Here is a 15,848-nt window from a genome sequence, read left to right as displayed (position 1 = left end):
GACCGTTTATCCGCGCGTTCGCGGATCGTGAGACATGGCGACACGACTCCCCGACGCCGCGTTCGACGACCGGCTCGCGGCGGTCCGCGACCGGCTCGCGGCGACCGACGCCGACGCCGCGACGTGGTTCGGCGCGACCGCGATCGAGTACCTCACCGGCTTCCACCACATCCAGACCGAGCGCCCGGTCGTCCTCGCGGTGACGGCCGACCGGGTCGAGATCACGGTCCCGCGACTGGAGGTCGAGCGCGTCGAGCCGAACCCCCGGATCGACGCGGTGCACCACTACCTCGACTACCCCTGCGGCGACCCGATCCGCGTCATCGTCGACGCGCTCGACGGGCTCGACGCCGACCGCGTGGCGACCGACGCCGACGGCGCGCCGGGCGTGATGGGGTACGAGGGCCCCGCGCTCTCCGAGTTCGTCGACGTCGAGACGCAGTCGTGGGTCGACCGCATGCGCTGGGAGAAGTCGGACGCCGAGGTGGACCTGATCCGCGAGTCGGCCAAGTGGGCGAACCTCGGCCACCGCTACCTCGCCGACTTCACCGAGCCCGGCGCGCACCCGGCGACGGTCTCGCAGCGCGCCTCGACGGAGGCCTCACGGGCGATGCTCGACACGCTCGGGGAGACGTACAGCGTCCGGGTGCGCGGCGGCGGTCCCGTCCACGCCGGCTACATCTCTGGTCGCGAGACCGCGCTGCCCCACGGCCACACCCCGAACGAGCGGCTCGCCGAGGGCGACGTCCTCGTCACGGGCGCGACCGCGAACGTCGACGGCTACCGCTCCGAGCTGGAGCGGACGATGTTCGTCGGCGACTACTCCGACGAGCAGGAGCACTACTTCGAGCTCATGCTGGAGGCGCAGACCCTCGCGATCGACGCGCTCGGGCCGAGCGTCCCGGTGGCCGAGGTGGACGAGGTCGTCTGGGAGTACTTCGAGGAGCAGGGCGTGACCGACCTCGCGCGACATCACGTCGGTCACAACATCGGGCTCGGCGCCCACGAGCCGCCGTACATCGACCGCGGCTGGGGCGAGCGCTACGACGGCGACGACGCCGTGATGGCCCCCGGACAGGTGTACACGATAGAGCCCGGACTCTACACCGACGAGTACGGCTACCGCCACTCGGACACCGTCGCGATAACCGAGTCTGGCACCGAGACGCTGACGCACTTCCCGCGCGACATCGACGCGAACGTCGTGTGAGCTACTTGACCCGCCCGACGACGATCCGGTGACCGGTCTCTTTGGTGTGCTTCCGCTCGAGGTCGGTGGCCTCGTCGCCGTCCTCGTACAGGCGCTCGACCGAACACTCCCGGCAGACGACGTGGTACTTCGGCTTTTGCGTTGCGGAACTCATAGGACCCGCCATGGGCTGTCGTGACCTAGTTAAACGCATCGTACCGCGGTTTAAGCAATTGTTATTTGACCGTTTCAGGGCCGCAACGCCGCACATCACCGCAGCTCGCCGCGGCCGTTCGAGTCAGTCGCCGCCGTCGGCTCGCCGCTCGAACCGATCGAGCGCGAGGCCGAGCATGTCCGGGCTCACGGGCTGGTACTCCTCCCGCTCGTGTTCCGGGAGGTACTCCCGCACGCTGTTCCACGACTCGCGGGCGTACCGGGCGTCGAGCAGGACGCGCACCCCGCGCTCGTCCGGCCCGCGGATGACCCGCCCGACCGCCTGTCGGGCCTTCCGCACGGCCGGCACCGTGAGCGCCGTCTCGAACCCGGACTCGAAGCGGCGGTCGTAGGCGGTGATCACGGCTCTGGTCCGCGGCCGGGACGTGTTGATGATCGGGACCCCGCAGACCACGGCGGCCGACAGGCGGTCCCCGCGGTAGTCGACGCCCTCGGTGAGCGTGCCGCGGAGGCTCGTCACGAGCACCTTCCCCTCGCCCGCGAAGAAGTCGTCTTTCAGCGACTCCGTGGCGCGGTCGCCGGAGGACTCGTCGAGGAGCACCGGTTTGTCCAGCCGCTCCGAGAGCGACTCGGCCATCCACGTCGCCTCCGCGTAGCTCGGCGTGCCGACGAGCACGTTCCCCTCGCGGGCCGCCACCGCCGCCGTCGCGTCCAGGTGCGCGAGCCGGGTGTCGTTCGACTCGCCGGGCGCGCCGCGGTTCTGGTGGGTGAACTTCGGCGCGTCGACGGCGAGGCTCGCGCGGTTCGCCTCGGGGAACGAGAGCCCATACGTCCGCTCGACGACCGGTCGGCCCTGCGATTCGAGGTGATCGAGCCCGGTCACCTCGCGGAACACGTCCATCGGCTCCAGCGTCGCGCTCATGAGGACGCCGCCGCCGAACTCGGCGAGCCGGTCGCCGATCGGCTCGCTCGGCAGGCAGTTGTACAGCGCGAGGCTCGCGTTGTAGGCGCGCCGCCACGAGTCCGGCGGCGCGGTCTCGTCCCACGTCCGTTCCAGATCGATCGCCCGGAAGAACTCCTCGTGGCCCTCGCGATACCAGGCGTTGAGGGTGCGCCCGACGCCGGGCGCCGCCCGCTTTTTGTCCTCCTCCTCCAGCGAGTCGAGGACGCGCTTGACGACCGCACCGACCTGGTGAGCGCGCGCCCAGACGCGGTCGCCGTACCCCTCGCGTTCCGCCCACGCCGTGATCTCGTCTCTCGCCGGCTCCTCGGGGTCGCGGAGCGCGATCTCGTCGTCGTCGAGCTCGCGCATCGACGCCCGCCAGTCGGGGCGCTCGCGGTCGAGTCGCTCCGTGACCCGGCGGTCGAGCTCGCCGCGGAGGTCGGCGTAGAACTCGCGGACGGACTCGATCTCCTCGACGGTCACGTCCGCGTCGGCCAGCTCGCCGCGCACGAGCTCCGCGTCGTCCGACTCGGCGCCGGCCGTCTCGAAGGAGAGCGGCTGGACCACGCGGGTGAGCTCGTTCTCGGCGTCGCGGAGGCTGGCGTCGGCGACGGCGTCGCTCACGAGATCGCGGACGCGCGGTTCGAGCATGTGCGCCTCGTCGCAGACGACGAACGTCGCGTCGTCGAGCAGTGCGCCCGTGAACGTCCCGGTCGTCACCGGGTCGAACGCGTGGTAGTAGTTCCCTATCACGACCTCGACCTCGGGGACGAGCGCCCCCATGATCGAGTGGGGACAGGAGCCGTGACCCGCGGCGAGCCGGACCAGTTCGTCGCTGTCGACGTGACCGATGTCGGTCACGTCGAACGGGACCGCTTCCGCGGGGTCACCGTCCTCCGGGAGGTCGTCGAGGAACCCGGCGTAAAAGGGGCAGAACTCGGTCCCCTCGTACTCCTCGGTGTCCGGGCGGTACGGGGTGGGTTCGCCGTCGACGCTGAGGTAGTCGGCGGCGGCGGAATCGTCACCGTGCGATCCGGTGTCGCTCCCCGAGTCCATCAGCCCGACCTGCTGGCTCCGCGCCTCGCTCACGAGGTTCGACGTCGTGGTCGCGCCGCCGTCGCCGACGAGGTTTCGGGTGCGCTCGCGGAGCCCCTCGCAGCGTTCGTACACGTTCTCGCGGTCGACCCCGCCGCGGTTCTCGCGGGCGTACGGGCAGACGTCGGCCTTGCCGACCAGCGTCAGTCCGGAGACTGGGTCGTACTCGTCCGGGAGGTTCGCGTTGATCGTCCCCAGATCCGTCTCGAACTGGCGGAGCTGCTGTTTGACGCTCGTGAGGACGAAGACGCGCTCGAAGTCGGAGTCGGGGTCGCGGACCCGGTCGAGCCCGGCGGTGAGCGCGAGCATCGTCTTGCCGGTCCCGCACGCGCCCTCTAACGAGAGGAAGCCGCCGTCCTCGGCGGCGTCGACGGCGGCGTCGATCCCGTCGGCCTGCTCCGGATACGGCTCCTCGTGGCCGAAGAGGTCGGACCACGGCGGGGGGTTCGTCACTGTGGCCGCGTAGCTTCCCATCGGAGTTAAACCTTGAGAGAGACGACGGCCGCGGCGGCCGCGGCGGCTACCGACGGGCGGCCGCGGCGGTCCCCCGCCGCCGGCGATCCTACCCGATGATGTCGTGCAGGTCGGAGAGCCGGTCGATCTCCCAGGTCGGCCACACGTTCAGCTCCCAGTCGCGGCGGTGCGGGCGGCGGATGAACGCGGAGTCGATGCCCGCGTTCTCGGCCGCGCGCACGTCGGACTCGTTGTCGCCGACGAACAGGGCGTTGCCCGCATCGAGGTCGCCGAGCGCCTGCTCGATGTAGTGGGGGTTCGGCTTGCGGAGCTGGAGCGAGTGGATCGTGGGCTCGCGGCCGTACGCGGCGCCGAACCGCTCGAAGCCGTCGAAGTGGTCGACGAGGAAGTCGACCGTCGCCTGCTGGTTCGAGGAGACGATTCCCATCTCCACGTCGAGGCTCTGCAGCTCGTTGAGGTCGTCGTACGGGGTCTTCCGCCCCGCGCGGGCCTCCTGCTGTTGGGCCTTCGAGACCACGTCGTCGCGAGTCCGCCAGAACGACCCGGGATCGAGGTCGTACGTCTGACAGACGGTCCCCACGCTTCCGGGGGTCGCACCGATGGTCATGCGCTCTACGTCGTCCGGATCGGGCTCCTCGACGCCGCACTCTTCGAACGCGTTCCGGGTCGCATCCCGGAGCACGTCGAAGCGCGTGCGGCCCACGAGGACACCGTCGTTGTCGAACACGACGGTATCGTACGTCATACAGTCCGGAGTCGCTCAGCCCTTAAAAGGGTTTCACCAACGCCGCGACGCGACCGCCGGCTCTTTTATACGCGTCCGCCGCCCGTCCCGGGGTATGCGCGTCAGCGTCATCGGCGGGAGTTCCGTCTCGCCCGAGACGGCGGCGGTCGCCGAAGCGGTGGGGGAACGGCTCGCGGAACGCGACCACACGGTCGTCTGCGGTGGGCTCGGCGGGGTGATGGCGGCGGTGTGTCGCGGCGCCGCGAACGCGGGAGGGGAGACGATCGGGATCCTGCCGACCGCCCGCCGCGCGGACGCGAACCCGCACGTCACGGTCCCGATGGCGACGGGGCTGGGTCACGCCCGCAACGCGCTCGTGGTGCTCAACGGCGACGCCGCGATCGCGATCGACGGCTCGCACGGCACGCTCTCGGAGATCGGACTGGCGCTCGCGCACGGCCGCGCCGTCGCCGGGCTCGACACGCACGAGGTCGCCGGCGTGGAGGACGTCGACACCCCGACCGAGGCGGTCGAGCACGTCGAGAGCGCCGCGGGGCCGAACTGACCGCTCGGCGGTCAACCGCCGCTCTCGACGCCCGTGATCTCGAACCGAGCCCCGCCTCGCGTGCCCTCGGACACGGAGACCTCCCACCCGTGCGCGTTAGCCACCTCCCTGACGATGTTGAGACCGAACCCGGTGCCGCCTTCCGCGGTCGTGTATCCCACGTCGAACACGTCCTCGCACTCGTCCTGGGAGATTCCCCGCCCGTCGTCCTCGACGAAGAACCCCGTCGGCAGGTCGGTCTCGGCGCGCGTCGTCGTGTACATCGGCGAGACGTCTCCGACGAAGACGGTCACGTCGTCGCCCCCGTGGTCGACCGCGTTTCGGAACAGGTTCTCCAACAGCTGTTTCAGTCGGCTCGGATGCGCCAGCAGCCGTCGGTCGCCGTCGGCGACGAGCGTCGCGTCGCCGGTGGCGACGTTCGCCCAACACCGCTCGGCGAGGTCCGAGAGCTCGACCGAGTCGAGTTCCCGCGGTCGCTCGCCCTGTTTCGCGAGAGTCAACAGGTCGTCTATCAGCTCGAACGTTCGATCGATCGCGGCCGCCGCGTCGTCGACGTGTCCGACGTCTCCCTCCCTGCGCGCTAACTCGATCCGTCCCTGTGCGACGGTGAGCGGGTTCCGCAGGTCGTGAGACACGCCGCTCGTGAACGCTTCGAGGCGCCGCCGCTGTCGCTCGGCCTCGGCGACCGCGCGAGCGGACGCGACGGCGTTCGAGATGCGGCGGACGAGAACGGGCGTCCGGTCCGACTCGCCGCACGACCGCGCGACGTCGGTGGCGCCGGCCTCGAACGCGTCGCCGACGGCCGCCGCGTCGAGCGCCTCGTCGGGGCAGAACACGATCGGGAGCTCCGGGTGTCGGTCGCGGGCGGTTTCGACGAACGGGACCCCGGTCGGGTCGGTGAGTCCGCCCGCGGTCACCAGGCAGTCCACGGGCGTGTCCCGGAGGACACGCAGCGCCGCGTCGGTGTCCGCTGTCGGCTCGGCGACGAGCCGGTCGTCCGCGCGTTCCAGCGACGTCGCTATCGCCGCCGCTCGCTCCGGCGTCTTCGTAACGAGAACGATCGCGATGCCGTCGCCGGGCGCACCCATTTGGTGTTCGTCTACTGTTGCCGCGCTCGACGTATAACTACCGGGAGGGCCGCCGCGGGCTTACCAGGTGTCGTGGAACGTGTCGAACTCGATCGAGTCGAGGGGTTTCTCGCCGATGGCGGCCTCGTACTCGCCCGGCGTCAACATCGGCTTGTGGAACCGCGGGCCGTCGTCGGTCGTGATGCGGGGACAGCCCGTGTTGACGAACGCGTCCATGTCGAAGTTGCGGAGGCGGTCCGGTGTCACCTCGTCCATCGTGATCAGGTACGCGTTCTCGTTGTTCTCGACGATCTCCTGGGCGGTCTCCCACCGGCCCTGGCCGATTTTCGTACAGAAGATGACGCCCCACTTCTCGGCGCCCATCGCCTTGTGGACCGAGGCGTAGCGCTGTTTGAGGAACTGGTCGTGTTCGGCGACCGAGACGGCGTTGTTGACCGGGTCGGCGATGACGACGCGCTTCTCCGGGTGCTCCATCGCGAGGCCGACGGGGTGGAACTTTCCGCCGCCGACGTACAGCACCTGGTCGGCGGGGATGTCCGCGGAGGCGTAGTTGCAGCCGAGCACCTGTCCCTCCTTCGTGAGCCGGTCGTCGCCCCGGCGGGTGTGGACCTCGTAGCCGCGCTCCTCCAACCAGTCGGTCATCTCCTCGAACCGGTTCATGTGCTGGGCGGTGGTGACGAGGCCGACGTCGGGGTTCTCCTCGGGGTCGTCGAGCTCCTCCGCCAGCGCGTCCTCCATGATCGGGAACGGGTCGACGTTCGAGAAGAGGGGGACGTAGACGATGCTGTCGGACTCCTTCATGGGCGTGTGGCCGAAGTGGACGAACACGTCCGTCCGGCGCATCAGGTACGTGTCGAGGTCGCAGGCGCCGTAGCAGGGCTGCCCGGACAGCATGAAGGTGACGTCGTCGGGCGCCGCCTCCCGCAGGTCGTCGGCGACCTTCGGGCCGCGGCGCTTGAGTCCCTCCGGGAACTGGAGGCCGACCTTGGAGGCGTCGCGCTCCTCGATGGCCTCGACGATCCGGTCGAGCTCGTAGTCCCACTCGCGGTCGTGTTTCAGGGCCATCCCGGTCTTGGTGAGGTCGCCCTCCGTGGAGCCGCTCATATGGCCCGAGTTGTGCGGCAGGACGGTTAAACGGCGCGTTCGACCGCGATCGATCCGGAGTTCGCCCGCACGGCGACGTCCCGGCCGACGCGTCGGGGGGAACCGCTCGGCCTCACAGCGTGTTCCCGACGAGCCGTCGAGCGACCCAGGCCCGGACGCCCGGAAGCAGGGCGTCCTCCCTGATCGCGACTGGGTCGCGCGCGACATCGAGCGAGGGGCGGACCGCGTCGCCGTCCCCGATCGCGGTCGGGGTCCAGACCAAGCGGTCCCCGGAGTCCGTCGCCGGCGCCGCGCCGCGGAGCGCGAGCCCGGACCCGGCCCGCACGGTCAGTCGGTCTGCGGCGAGGTATCGGCCCCCTTCGCCGCCGGAGACCATCGGCGCGTTCGGCGAGGCCGGGGTCAGGGGCGTGAACACCACGGTCCCGACCGATCGCTCCGCGGCGCCCGGGTCGCGGTACTCGACGACGAGGGCGTCTCCGTCGAGCCGGGCGTCGACGTCCCGCGGGTCGGCTATCCCGTCGGCCGCCGCCTCGGAGGCGACCGCGTCTCGGAGGGAGTCGTTCGCGGCGAGGGCGTCGCCGCCGGCGCTGAGATCGGCACGGGCCAGCCAGGTGGTCGATCCGTTCTCGTGGACGGTGACGGTGAGCGAGCTCTCGCCGGCGACCACGGGGTCGCCGCTCGGCGTCGTCCGATCGAGGTCGCAGACGCCGCACACCGGCGTCGGGGGCGCACGGGCGTCGACGGCCGGGACGGCGACCGCTGCGGTGACGCAGAGGAGCAGTGCGACCAGCGGGAGGAGGGCACGGGGACGCATACGCGAAGCACTCGCGGGGGCGGTCAAATAAGCTGCGCCGCGACGGGCCTGGCTGCCGCGGCCGACGGACCTAACAGCCGCCCTCGACAAGTCGGCACCCATGCCAGACACCGCGCCCGACGCCGACCTCCCCCTCGAACACGTCCACGTCGCGCCGGACGACGGTCCGGAGAACGCGCCCGCCGTCTTCGTTCTCCACGGCCGCGGCGCCGACGAGGAGGACCTGCTACCCGTCGCGCGCCACCTGCCGGACGACCTCCACGTGGTCAGCCTCCGGGCGCCGGACCCGCTGCAGGGCGGATACACCTGGTACGAACTCGACCTCTCGGCCGGCGGCCTCGAATCGAGCCAGCCGGACGCCGCGGACTTCCGCCGCAGCCTCGATCTCGTCGCCGAGAGCGTCGACGCCGCCGCCGAGGCGTACGCCATCGACCCCGACCGGATGGGGCTGCTCGGCTTCAGTCAGGGCGCGATCACGAGCCTCTCGCTCCTCGTAGAGGAGCCGGACCGGTACGCGTGGGTCGTCGCGCTCCACGGCTACCTCGCGGACGCGCACTCGGACCTCGCGCCCGACGGGATCGAGGGGAAGCCGGTCCTCGTCGGCGCCGGGGCCGGCGACCGCGTGATCCCGGCGTCGCGCTCGGCCGCCGCCGCCGACCGCCTCGAGGCGATCGGCGCCGACGTCACCCGGGGCAACTACCCGGGCGGCCACGGGATCGGGCAGGAGGAGCTGGCGGACGTCGTCGCCTTCGTCGAGGCGCGAGCCGCGTGAGGGCGCGGCCAACGCGGACGCGGTCCCCGACGGATCGGAGGGCGGGACCCCCGGCTCCGGCAGGTTGAAGCCGCTCCGCGCCAACGATCGGTCATGAGCGTCGAACAGGCCTCCATCGAGGACCTCGGTCGCGAGCTCGGCGAGCGGATCGCCCGAACCACCGAGTACGAGCGCTTCGAGGAGGCGCGCGAGGCGGTACAGCGCGACGAGGAGGTCCAGGCGAAGATCGACGAGTTCGAACAGCTGCGCGCCGAGTTCATGCAGGCCCGCGAGACCGGACAAGCGACGAACTCCGGGCTCCAGAAGGTGCAGGCGGCGCAGGACGAGCTCCACTCGATGCCCACCATGCGGGAGTTCCTCGACGCGCAAGACGAGCTGACCGACACCCTCGAGACGGTCAACGAGGCCATCTCGGAACCCCTCGCGGTCGACTTCGGCGGCGAGGCCGGCGGCTGCTGTCAGGACTGACGGGCGGTTCCGCGGTCGCTCTCCTGTCGACTTTTATCACCGATAGCGACGCAACCCGGCGCGTGATCGCAGTCGCCGGCGGCAAGGGCGGGAGCGGGAAGACGACCACGACCCTCGGGCTCGCGCGGGCGCTGTCGCGGCGGGGCGCGCGAGCGGTCGCGGCCGACGCCGACTGGGACCTCCCGAACCTCGCGCGGTTGGCGTCGGAGACCGCGGACGGGACCGCTGAGACCGGCGCTCGGGACCGCCCCACCGTCGTCGACGCGGTCCTCGGCGGCGGTTCGATCCCGCTCGACCGTCGGTCGCCGACGGTGCTCGCCGCCCCCGACGACCCCGACCCCGTCGATCCCGGTCCGACGTTCGGATCGCTCGGCGAGGCGGTCCCCGACGACGCCGCGGCGCTCCTCGACTGTCCGGCGGGCGCGTCGCCGGACGCGGCGGCCGCGCTCCGCGCGGCCGATCGGTCGCTCCTGGTGACGCCCCTCCGGCGAGCGGCCCTGCGCGACGCCGCCAAGACGGCCGCGATCGCGCGGCGGCTGGACTGCCCGCCGCTGGGCGTCGTCGCCGTCCGCGCGTCGTCCGTCCCGGATCCGGTCGCCGATCTGCTCGGCTGCCCGGTGGTGGGGCGGATCCCCGCTCGGGCGCCGGCGCCGCTCTCGGACCCGGCCGTTCGATCGGCGTACGACGACCTCGCGCGGCGACTCGCGCGGGGGTACGGAGCGGGGCGATGGCGGATCGCCTGACCGTCGATTCCGCGTCCCGATCGCGGTTTGGCGGTCACCGACAGAGCCAAACCCCCGGAGACGACAGCGATCGTATGGAGGCGCTCCCGACCGGAATTTCGGTGCTGGACAGGGAGTTCGGCGGCGGCATTCCGAGCGGCAGCGTCGTCGCGCTGGAGGCCGATCCCGCCAGTCAGTCCGAGCTCATCCTGGACCGACTCGCGCGGGTCCGGGAATGCCGGTACGTAACGACGGTGCGCTCCGCCGACGCGGTGGAGGCGAGCCTCACGCTCGACGACGAGGCGGACGAGACGGTGGTCGAGGACGCGACGGGGGACGACCCGTTCGCGACCGCGCTGGACGCGGCCGCGGAGCTGTCGGAGCGAGGGACGATCGTCGTCGACTCCGTCGGCCCGTTGGAGTCCGACGACGGCGCGGAGTACGGCGCGTTCCTCGGCGATCTCCGTCGGCGCGTCGACGACGCCGACGGGCTCGCGGTGCTTCACGCGCTCAAAGGGGGAGCGGCCGACCGAAACCGAGTCGTCACCGAGCAGATCGCGGACGTCGTCTTCGACCTCCGGACCGCGGTGACCGGAACGGAGATCGTGAACCGACTCGTCGTCCCGAAGTTCCGCGGCGGCGCGGCGCTGGAGGAGCCGCTCAAGCTGAAGCTCACCGATTCGGTCTCCGTCGACACGAGCCGGGACATCGCCTGAATCGGGCGTTTCTCGATCCGGTTCGATTACAGCACCGCGGCCGCGACGGCCACGACTACGCCGACGAGCGCCGCCGCGACCGCCCAGTTCCGGGGCTCGTCGAGCGGTCCGTACGGGCCGCCCTTCCGCGAGAAGAGATAGGCGGCGTACACCGCGATCGGTGCGAGCGTCGGCAGGGTCCCCACCTCGACGACGCCGGCGACCCCGGACAGCACCGCGACCGCGACCGTCGTCGCGCCGGCGCTCGCGGCGACCACGAGGTCGTCCCGCGCCCGTTCGATCTCCATCGGTCAGCCGCCCTCCGCGTCTCTCTCCGTCGGCCGGTCGGTTTCCATGTCTCTGGGTGGGTCGACCGTCGGTCAAAAAGGATCGGTTCGTCGTCCGGCCGAGACGCCGCGAAGGGGGTTACTCCTCGTCGAGCTCGTCGACGATCTCGTCGGCGTCGACGTCGACGTCCTCGAGCGCGTCCTCGATGTCGCCGGCGCCGGCGCCGCCCATGCCGCCCATCATGCCGCCGAGCCCGCCCATGCCGCCGCCCTCGATGACCTCCTCGACCACGACGCGGTCGAGGTCGAGCCGGCCCATGAGGTCCTGCGCGATCTGCTGTTTCTGGAACATCCACTGCTGGTTCATCTGCATCGCCTGCGTGGCCGTCACGTAGAGGACGTCCTTCTCGACCTCATCGGTCTCGACGACCTCCTCGCCCTCGTCGTCCTCGGTGACCGTCTCCTCCTCCTCGGTGACGGTCTCGATGCGGACCTCGGGCGCGTCCTGGAGGTACATCCCGAGCATGCCGGCGGCCTGCTGCTCGCGGTCGTCGATGAGCTCGAGGATCTCGTACTCGTACTCGAGGTCCTCGCCGGCCAGCGGGTGGTTGAAGTCGACGCGGGCGCGGCCGCCGATGATCGTCTCGAGGTAGCCCTGCTGGTTGTCGATCTGGACCTGCGCGCCGGGGTACCGGCTGTCCTCGGGGATCTTGTCGGCCTTGACGGTCTCGACCTCGTCGGGGTCGTACGCGCCGAAGGCGTCCTCGGCGGGGACGTCGACGACGCCCTCGTCGCCGACCTCGGCGCCGACGAAGGCCTCGTCGACCGCCGGGAACACGTGACCGGCGCCGAGCGCGATGACGCGGGGTTCGAACTCGTGTTCCTCGGTGTCGATCTCGGCCTCCTCGGCCGTCTCCTCGTCGGTGGTGTCGATGACCCGGCCGTCGTCGGCCGTTCGGATCGTGTACGCGACCCGCACGAAGTCGCCGTCCGCGAGTCCGGCGCTCTCGGTCTCGGCTTCGGTCTCGGCCTCGTCGGCGTCCTCGGCCGCGTCCGCTTGCTCCTGATCGCTCATACCCTGAACGTCACCTGTTACACCCTTAAGGCGCACGGTTCGACGCGGCGGCGACCGCGTCGCGCCGGAGTTAGCGTCCCGCGGCGCTTAAGAACGCGCCCGGCGGAATCCGGGTATGTTCGAGGTCGAGATCAAGGTGCCGGCCGACGTCGACGCGGTCCGCGAGCGCCTGCGCGAGGCGGGCGCCGAGCGCGTCGACGGGCGTCGCCAGCGGGACGCCTACTACGACGCGCCGCACCGCGACTTCGCCGAGACGGACGAGGCGCTTCGGGTCCGCCGCGAGACGCCGCTTCCGAGTGGAATCTCCCCGGCCGACGCGGCGGACGAGGCGGAGGGTCCGGACCCCGGGTCGAACGCCCCACCGACAGCGCCCGAAACGACCAAGATCACGTACAAGGGGCCGCTGCTCGACGAGGGGTCGAAGACCCGCGCGGAACACGAGACCGAGGTGGCCGACCCGGAGGCCGCGGCCGGCATCCTCTCCGGGCTGGGGTTCGAACCGGCGGCAACCGTCGAGAAGCGCCGCGAGTTCTGGGCGTACGACGGATTCACGGTGACGCTCGACGCGGTCGACGGGCTCGGCGAGTTCGTCGAGATCGAGCGCGCGGTCGCCGAGGAGGGAGCGATCGAGGCCGTCAGGGACGACGCGCTCGACGCCCTCGACCGGCTCGGACTCGACGGCGCGGAGCAGGTCCGCACGTCGTACCTCGGGCTGTTGCTGGCGGAAGACGACGCCGACGCGAGCGACGACGGGTAGTCGGGTCCGGCTCGTGACAGGGGTCAGCTCCCGTTCCCGTCCGGCCGCTTCCTCGAGAGCGCGGTCCGGTCGAACTCGCAGACGAGGACGTCGTCGCCGTCCTCGACCAGCTTGAACGCCTCGACGTGCATCGTGACGACGCCGCGCTCGCCGTCGCTGGTCTCCCGCTTGTCCGTGACCGTCGACCGCGCGCGGATCGTGTCGCCGTGGAACACCGGGTTCGGGTGCTCGACGTCGTCGTACGAGAGGTTCGCGACGATGGTGCCGTCGGTCGTCTCCGGGATCGACACGCCGACCGCGAGCGACAGGGTGTACAGCCCGTTGACGAGCCGTTCGCCGAACTGCGTCCCCTCGGCGAAATCGGCGTCGAGGTGGAGCGGTTGCTGGTTCATCGTCATGTCGCAGAAGCGCTGGTTGTCGGCCTCGCTCACCGTCCGCCGCCGCGCGTGTTCGATCGTCTCCCCGACCTCGAACTCCTCGTAGTAGCGTCCCGTCATGGACCGACCGTCGACCCGCCGCGGCAAATCGGTACCGCTCCGGGCGCCGGGCGGGTCTCGGATTCGGACGGCCCGGCTCTTTATGTTCGGCCGCGAGGAGTGCCCGACATGGCCCGACGAAGCCTCCTGTTCTCCCCCGGCGATCGCCCGGAACTCATGCGGAAGGCGCCGGCGACGGGCGCTGACGTGGTCTGCTTCGACCTCGAGGACGCCGTCGCCCCCGGCCGGAAGGACGAGGCCCGAGCCGCCGTCCGCGGCCTGCTCGCCGATCCCGACTTCGACCCCGATACGGAGGTCTGCGTCCGGCTCACGGCGACGGACCCCGCCGCCGACCTCGACGCGCTCGTCGGAGCGAGCGCGGCGACCGGTGACGTCCAGCCCGGCACCGACGACGCCGAGCGCTCGCCGCGACTCGACGCGGTCATGCTCCCGAAGGTCGAGGGCGCCGACCGCGTCGACCGTGCGGCCGCGCTGTGTACCGACCGCGGGCTCGACCCCGCCGTGTTCGCGCTCGTCGAGACGGCGGGGGGCGTGCTCGCCGCCGAGGCGATCGCCGACGCGGAACCGACCGACGCGTTGGTCTTCGGCGCCGAAGACCTCGCGGCGGACCTGGGCGCGACGCGCACCGACGAGGGAACCGAGGTGCTGTACGCCCGCGAGCACGCGGTCCTCGCGGCCGGCGCCGCCGACGTCGACGCGCTCGATACGGTGTACACGGACTTCTCCGACACCGCGGGGCTCCGCGAGGAGACGGCGTTCGCGCGCACGCTCGGCTACGACGGGAAGCTCGCGATCCACCCGTCGCAGGTCGAGCCTATCAACGAGGCGTTCACGCCCGACCCCGACGAGGTCGAGTGGGCGGCGCGGGTCCTCGACGCCTGCGACGAGGCCGACCGGGACGACCGCGGCGTCTTCAGCGTCGACGGCGAGATGATCGACGCCCCGCTGATCGCGCGGGCGGAGCGGATCGTCGAGCGAGCGGCGGCCGCCGGGCTCGACCCGCGATAGGGACCGCGGCGAGCGGAAGCGGAGCCGTTCGCCGCGCCCCCCAACCGCGATCCCGCATCCCGCTGATCGTCCGTCACAATTAACCCCGGTCCCCGGAGACGAGTTCACATGGGCGATCAGGCGAATCCGTTCGAAAGTCTGCAGGAACAGGTTGACGACGCCGCGGCGCACCTCGACGCGCCGCCGGGAATTCTCACTCGGCTGAAGAACCCGGAGCGACTGCTGGAGACGAATCTGACGTTCGAACTCGACGACGGATCGCTGGAGACGGTCCGCGCGTACCGCTCGCAGTTCAACGGCGATCGCGGCCCGTACAAGGGGGGGATCCGCTATCACCCGGGCGTCACCCGCGACGAGGTGAAGGCGCTGTCGGGCTGGATGGCGTATAAGTGCGCCGTCGTCGACGTGCCCTACGGCGGCGGGAAGGGCGGGATCGCGATCGACCCCGGAGAGTACTCGGAGATCGAGTTAGAGCGGCTGACGCGCGCCTTCGCGACCGAGCTCCGCCCGATCATCGGCGAGGACCGCGACATCCCGGCGCCGGACGTCAACACCGGCCAGCGGGAGATGAACTGGATCAAAGACACCTACGAGACGCTTGAGAACACGACCGCGCCCGGCGTCATCACCGGGAAGGCGATCGACTCGGGCGGCAGCGAGGGGCGCGTCGAGGCGACCGGTCGCTCCGTCGCGCTCGCCGCGCGCGAGACGTTAAACTGGCTCGACCGCGACCTCGCGGGCGCGACGGTCGCGGTACAGGGGTACGGCAACGCCGGCTCCGTCGCGGCCGCCCTCATCGACGACCTCGGTGCCGACGTGGTGGCGGTCTCGGACTCCTCCGGGGGTATCCACGACCCCGACGGGTTCGACCCGCGGGCGGTGAAGGATTACAAGAGCGAGACCGGCGCCGTCTCCGGCTACGGCGACGCCGAACCGATCACGAACGAGGAGCTGTTGACGCTCGACGTCGACCTGCTCGTGCCCGCGGCGCTGGAGAACGCGATCGACGGCGACCTCGCGACCGACGTCGCGGCCGACGTGATCGTCGAGGCCGCGAACGGGCCGCTCACTCCCGACGCCGACGACGTCCTCGCCGAGAAGGACGTCTACGTCGTCCCCGACATCTTCGCCAACGCGGGCGGCGTCACCGTCTCGTACTTCGAGTGGGTGCAGAATCGACAGCGGTTCAGCTGGACGGAGTCGCGGGTCAACGAGGAGCTCGAACGCGTGATCACGGAGGCGTTCGACGGCATCGTCGAGGCCTACGAGAACCGCGACGTTCGCGACCTCCGCACCGCGGCCTACGTCGTCGCCATCGGTCGGATCGTGAACGCATACGACCAGGCCGGCAGCTGGCCGTAGCGCGCTTTCAGAGGCGTTTCGCGTTGTGTCGCTAG

At 71.1% G+C, this 15,848-nt stretch carries 18 protein-coding genes; 9 read left to right on the top strand and 9 right to left on the bottom strand.

What is annotated here, in order from left to right; genetic code table 11:
* Positions 1 to 34 precede the first annotated feature (34 nt).
* Positions 35 to 1,210, top strand: coding sequence for a Xaa-Pro peptidase family protein (locus DJ82_RS11545; protein WP_094581852.1), 1,176 nt, complete (start codon positions 35 to 37; stop codon positions 1,208 to 1,210).
* Between the two features lies 1 nt (position 1,211).
* Here the strand turns inward: DJ82_RS11545 and DJ82_RS15005 are convergent, their stop codons facing one another.
* From DJ82_RS15005 to DJ82_RS11535, 3 genes are all read right to left on the bottom strand, one after another.
* Positions 1,212 to 1,364: a hypothetical protein gene (locus DJ82_RS15005; RefSeq protein WP_170938322.1), complete on the bottom strand. Its 153-nt coding sequence runs from the start codon at positions 1,362 to 1,364 to the stop codon at positions 1,212 to 1,214.
* A 123-nt stretch (positions 1,365 to 1,487) separates the two neighbouring features.
* Positions 1,488 to 3,854, bottom strand: coding sequence for an ATP-dependent DNA helicase (locus DJ82_RS11540; RefSeq protein ID WP_094523830.1), 2,367 nt, complete (start codon positions 3,852 to 3,854; stop codon positions 1,488 to 1,490).
* A gap of 109 nt (positions 3,855 to 3,963) precedes the next feature.
* On the bottom strand, positions 3,964 to 4,620 hold the full coding sequence (locus DJ82_RS11535) for an HAD family hydrolase (protein WP_094523831.1): 657 nt from the start codon (positions 4,618 to 4,620) through the stop codon (positions 3,964 to 3,966).
* 94 nt (positions 4,621 to 4,714) lie between these two features.
* Between DJ82_RS11535 and DJ82_RS11530 the strand changes: the two genes are divergently transcribed.
* Entirely contained in the window at positions 4,715 to 5,164 is a 450-nt protein-coding gene (locus DJ82_RS11530) for a TIGR00725 family protein (protein ID WP_094558298.1), read from the top strand.
* An 11-nt stretch (positions 5,165 to 5,175) separates the two neighbouring features.
* Here DJ82_RS11530 and DJ82_RS11525 read toward each other — a convergent pair whose 3' ends face one another.
* From DJ82_RS11525 to DJ82_RS11515, 3 genes are all read right to left on the bottom strand, one after another.
* Entirely contained in the window at positions 5,176 to 6,252 is a 1,077-nt protein-coding gene (locus DJ82_RS11525) for a HAMP domain-containing sensor histidine kinase (protein ID WP_094581851.1), read from the bottom strand.
* Positions 6,253 to 6,312: 60 nt separating this feature from the next.
* Positions 6,313 to 7,356, bottom strand: coding sequence for a diphthamide biosynthesis enzyme Dph2 (dph2, locus tag DJ82_RS11520; protein ID WP_094523834.1), 1,044 nt, complete (start codon positions 7,354 to 7,356; stop codon positions 6,313 to 6,315).
* Between the two features lie 112 nt (positions 7,357 to 7,468).
* On the bottom strand, positions 7,469 to 8,170 hold the full coding sequence (locus DJ82_RS11515; protein WP_094581850.1) for a hypothetical protein: 702 nt from the start codon (positions 8,168 to 8,170) through the stop codon (positions 7,469 to 7,471).
* A gap of 100 nt (positions 8,171 to 8,270) precedes the next feature.
* Between DJ82_RS11515 and DJ82_RS11510 the strand changes: the two genes are divergently transcribed.
* The 4 genes from DJ82_RS11510 to DJ82_RS11495 all read left to right on the top strand — a co-directional run bounded on the left by DJ82_RS11510 (position 8,271) and on the right by DJ82_RS11495 (position 10,848).
* Complete coding sequence (locus DJ82_RS11510) at positions 8,271 to 8,942, top strand: alpha/beta hydrolase (RefSeq protein WP_094581849.1); 672 nt, start codon at positions 8,271 to 8,273, stop codon at positions 8,940 to 8,942.
* Positions 8,943 to 9,035: 93 nt separating this feature from the next.
* Complete coding sequence (locus DJ82_RS11505) at positions 9,036 to 9,410, top strand: YlbF family regulator (protein WP_094527208.1); 375 nt, start codon at positions 9,036 to 9,038, stop codon at positions 9,408 to 9,410.
* Positions 9,411 to 9,472: 62 nt separating this feature from the next.
* Positions 9,473 to 10,153 carry a P-loop NTPase gene (locus tag DJ82_RS11500; protein ID WP_094581848.1) on the top strand — a complete coding sequence of 227 codons (681 nt, stop codon included), beginning with the start codon at positions 9,473 to 9,475 and terminating at the stop codon, positions 10,151 to 10,153.
* Positions 10,154 to 10,227: 74 nt separating this feature from the next.
* Complete coding sequence (locus tag DJ82_RS11495; RefSeq protein WP_094581847.1) at positions 10,228 to 10,848, top strand: transcriptional regulator; 621 nt, start codon at positions 10,228 to 10,230, stop codon at positions 10,846 to 10,848.
* Positions 10,849 to 10,874: 26 nt separating this feature from the next.
* On the opposite strand, the gene DJ82_RS11490 is transcribed toward DJ82_RS11495, so the two are convergent.
* Both DJ82_RS11490 and DJ82_RS11485 read right to left on the bottom strand, forming a co-directional pair.
* Complete coding sequence (locus DJ82_RS11490) at positions 10,875 to 11,135, bottom strand: hypothetical protein (RefSeq protein ID WP_094523839.1); 261 nt, start codon at positions 11,133 to 11,135, stop codon at positions 10,875 to 10,877.
* A 118-nt stretch (positions 11,136 to 11,253) separates the two neighbouring features.
* Entirely contained in the window at positions 11,254 to 12,189 is a 936-nt protein-coding gene (locus DJ82_RS11485) for a peptidylprolyl isomerase (protein WP_094523840.1), read from the bottom strand.
* A gap of 115 nt (positions 12,190 to 12,304) precedes the next feature.
* Here DJ82_RS11485 and cyaB point away from each other — a divergent pair, with 115 nt between their 5' ends.
* Positions 12,305 to 12,946, top strand: a complete 642-nt coding sequence (cyaB, locus tag DJ82_RS11480; protein WP_094581846.1) for a class IV adenylate cyclase — start codon at positions 12,305 to 12,307, stop codon at positions 12,944 to 12,946.
* 23 nt (positions 12,947 to 12,969) lie between these two features.
* Here cyaB and DJ82_RS11475 read toward each other — a convergent pair whose 3' ends face one another.
* On the bottom strand, positions 12,970 to 13,470 hold the full coding sequence (locus DJ82_RS11475) for a MaoC family dehydratase (protein ID WP_342764962.1): 501 nt from the start codon (positions 13,468 to 13,470) through the stop codon (positions 12,970 to 12,972).
* An 81-nt stretch (positions 13,471 to 13,551) separates the two neighbouring features.
* Between DJ82_RS11475 and DJ82_RS11470 the strand changes: the two genes are divergently transcribed.
* Complete coding sequence (locus DJ82_RS11470; protein WP_094523843.1) at positions 13,552 to 14,451, top strand: CoA ester lyase; 900 nt, start codon at positions 13,552 to 13,554, stop codon at positions 14,449 to 14,451.
* Between the two features lie 108 nt (positions 14,452 to 14,559).
* The gene (locus DJ82_RS11465) at positions 14,560 to 15,813 is read left to right on the top strand and encodes a Glu/Leu/Phe/Val dehydrogenase (protein WP_094581845.1); all 1,254 of its coding nucleotides are present in this window, start codon (positions 14,560 to 14,562) and stop codon (positions 15,811 to 15,813) included.
* The last annotated feature ends 35 nt before the right edge of the window (positions 15,814 to 15,848 follow it).

It is taken from the genome of Halorubrum sp. Ib24 (assembly GCF_002252745.1).
Taxonomy (GTDB): Archaea; Halobacteriota; Halobacteria; order Halobacteriales; family Haloferacaceae; genus Halorubrum.
Note: the sequence above shows the minus strand (reverse complement) of the source record. Positions and strands in the feature narration are given on the sequence as shown.

Coding starts and splice junctions, on each gene's coding strand:
- DJ82_RS11465 (WP_094581845.1), top strand. CDS start 14,560: ATGGGCGATCAGGCGAATCCGTTCGAAAGTCTGCAGGAACAGGTTGAC.
- DJ82_RS11470 (WP_094523843.1), top strand. CDS start 13,552: ATGGCCCGACGAAGCCTCCTGTTCTCCCCCGGCGATCGCCCGGAACTC.
- DJ82_RS11505 (WP_094527208.1), top strand. CDS start 9,036: ATGAGCGTCGAACAGGCCTCCATCGAGGACCTCGGTCGCGAGCTCGGC.
- DJ82_RS11490 (WP_094523839.1), bottom strand. CDS start 11,135: ATGGAGATCGAACGGGCGCGGGACGACCTCGTGGTCGCCGCGAGCGCC.
- DJ82_RS11485 (WP_094523840.1), bottom strand. CDS start 12,189: ATGAGCGATCAGGAGCAAGCGGACGCGGCCGAGGACGCCGACGAGGCC.
- DJ82_RS11495 (WP_094581847.1), top strand. CDS start 10,228: ATGGAGGCGCTCCCGACCGGAATTTCGGTGCTGGACAGGGAGTTCGGC.
- cyaB (WP_094581846.1), top strand. CDS start 12,305: ATGTTCGAGGTCGAGATCAAGGTGCCGGCCGACGTCGACGCGGTCCGC.
- DJ82_RS11525 (WP_094581851.1), bottom strand. CDS start 6,252: ATGGGTGCGCCCGGCGACGGCATCGCGATCGTTCTCGTTACGAAGACG.
- dph2 (WP_094523834.1), bottom strand. CDS start 7,356: ATGAGCGGCTCCACGGAGGGCGACCTCACCAAGACCGGGATGGCCCTG.
- DJ82_RS11535 (WP_094523831.1), bottom strand. CDS start 4,620: ATGACGTACGATACCGTCGTGTTCGACAACGACGGTGTCCTCGTGGGC.
- DJ82_RS11545 (WP_094581852.1), top strand. CDS start 35: ATGGCGACACGACTCCCCGACGCCGCGTTCGACGACCGGCTCGCGGCG.
- DJ82_RS11510 (WP_094581849.1), top strand. CDS start 8,271: ATGCCAGACACCGCGCCCGACGCCGACCTCCCCCTCGAACACGTCCAC.
- DJ82_RS11515 (WP_094581850.1), bottom strand. CDS start 8,170: ATGCGTCCCCGTGCCCTCCTCCCGCTGGTCGCACTGCTCCTCTGCGTC.
- DJ82_RS15005 (WP_170938322.1), bottom strand. CDS start 1,364: ATGAGTTCCGCAACGCAAAAGCCGAAGTACCACGTCGTCTGCCGGGAG.
- DJ82_RS11530 (WP_094558298.1), top strand. CDS start 4,715: ATGCGCGTCAGCGTCATCGGCGGGAGTTCCGTCTCGCCCGAGACGGCG.